1 protein-coding gene is annotated in these 2,074 nt (G+C 33.8%); it reads right to left on the bottom strand.

All coding sequences use genetic code 11. The features are described from left to right. Positions 1-582: 582 nt before the first annotated feature. Positions 583-1,794 carry an ROK family transcriptional regulator gene (locus tag HMPREF1535_RS24985; protein WP_046145813.1) on the bottom strand — a complete coding sequence of 404 codons (1,212 nt, stop codon included), beginning with the start codon at positions 1,792-1,794 and terminating at the stop codon, positions 583-585. Positions 1,795-2,074 lie beyond the last annotated feature (280 nt).

The raw sequence follows: 2,074 nt of genomic DNA, 5'->3' as shown, positions 1-2,074 counted from the left end.
TAGTTCTTAGAAGACTACGGTTAGCTTTTATGCATTCAATTATCTCATTTTTTAAAAGTATTTACTAAAATCTTATATACCCTTATGAGATTGCATATTAGCAAGTAACAATCATCTTTTTTAGTTCTCTTACTTTGTAATAAAGTGCTGAATGGAATACCGCCAGTACTAAAAGAGTAGAACTCATTTACAAAAAAGAGGTTCCAAAGATAATTCAATGCATTAAAAAACAACTACAGTTAACTTTTCATTTTACATAACTAAAGGACTCTTCTAAATTGTTTTCATAAACTCAATATCTCCCAATCACTTGATCGATACATTTAATTACACCGCAAATATAAATAAATATTTTTAATATAGAGAAGAAATAAATTAAATATTCTATCAAATATATCTAAAACGAAAATAATCATTTACAGATATTGTTTTGAAGGGAAAGTACGTAAATATTAAAAGAGAGCGATAAATGCATGCTCTCTTTTGATAAACAAATATTCCGCTCACATCGCAGAAACAACAATATCTATTTTATTGTATTACAAAGTTTTACTATCAAAGTCTTATTAATAAAAATATTAATTAATAACGAATCATTCCCAACATTTTGCTTCGTGAAAGCAAGCATGCACCCAGTGCACCTGCTCGTTCTCCTAGCCTGGAGACTTTGATTTCGGTATCCTGAGAAACCAAATTAAGAGAATATTTCCGTATAGCGCTTTTAATAGGCAGACTGATATATTCGCTGGTCAAAGACAAAGTTCCACCGAGTACCACCAACTCCGGGTTGAAGATATTCATAAGTCCGGCAATTCCACGGCCCAGCTTCTCACCCATTTCTTCCAGGATTTCGATACAAAGCACATCTTCCTTCTGGATTGCCTCTATCATATCGGCCATTTTTATCTTCTCTTTCTTTTCTATTTTTTCAGCGAGTATAGTACTGCTGCCTTCGCGGTAACGTTCCAGCAACTTACGATGCAAGGCAGAACCGGATGCTTCGGTTTCAATACACCCCTTTTTACCGCAATGGCACAGAATTTCGTTATCAAAGAAACAGAAATGTCCGAACTCACCGGAAAAACCGGACTTGCCATAATACAGTTCACCGTTTATAAAGATGGAAAGTCCTAATCCCCATCCCATATTAATGAACAATATATTTTTTTCTCCCTTTACGACACCTTGCATATATTCACCATACATCATTGCACGGGTATCATTTTCTATATAAATTTTTATATTAATGCGCTCCTCCAGAATCTGGGATAACGGTTTTTCTTCAAAATAAAAAATACTGTAGCTATAGCCTGACACAGGATTAACACGCCCCGATATATTTACACCTACAGCTAATACTTTTTCGCGAGGAACACTCAATCGGTCAATAAAGTCGTTAATCAGATTACATAATATCTCCAATGCCTCTGGTGTATTCTCCAATGAATACGGAATATTTTCTTCTACACGTAACTTGTCTCCTTTGAAATCGACAGCTGCAACATTAATTTTGCTCCGGAAAACATCCACGCCAACAAAATAACCAGAAACCGGATTCAAACCATAGATATTCGGTTTGCGCCCCCCGTTAGTCTCCTGTTTTCCAAAATCCAGGATATAACCGTCATCCAGTAATTCTCCTACCAGCTTCGTTACGGTAGGAATACTCAAATCCATTTCCTTGCACAATTCTGCAATTGTGGCATCACCATTAGCTATATAATAATGTATAATCTTCTTTTTTAATAATGCACTACGATTGCTATCGGCCGTGATAAGGAATTTTGTATTCATGGTACTATTTTTTTTACTTCTGTCATTTGAATAAACAAAAGTAGATAAATATTCTTCAAATAGTCCTCTGAGTAAATAAAAAAAATATGTAACAGTCGATCTTGCAAATCCAATTTATGCATCAGAAATCGTTCTAGCATTCAAAAACAAGGGATCCTTTTAATTAAAAAAAACATAATACATCATAGTCTTCTAAGAACTATGTCTTCATACGACACAAACATTAATTTATCAAAAAGAGTCAACCTTAGTTATTAACAAATAAAAGTAATTTATTATG

Source organism: Parabacteroides goldsteinii DSM 19448 = WAL 12034, from assembly GCF_000969835.1.
Lineage (GTDB): Bacteria > Bacteroidota > Bacteroidia > Bacteroidales > Tannerellaceae > Parabacteroides > Parabacteroides goldsteinii.
The sequence above is the reverse complement of the archived record's forward strand: the minus strand, read 5'-3'. Positions and strand labels throughout refer to the sequence as shown.

Excerpts from the sequence above, each read along its gene's own strand:
- HMPREF1535_RS24985 (WP_046145813.1), bottom strand. The coding sequence starts at position 1,794 with ATGAATACAAAATTCCTTATCACGGCCGATAGCAATCGTAGTGCATTA.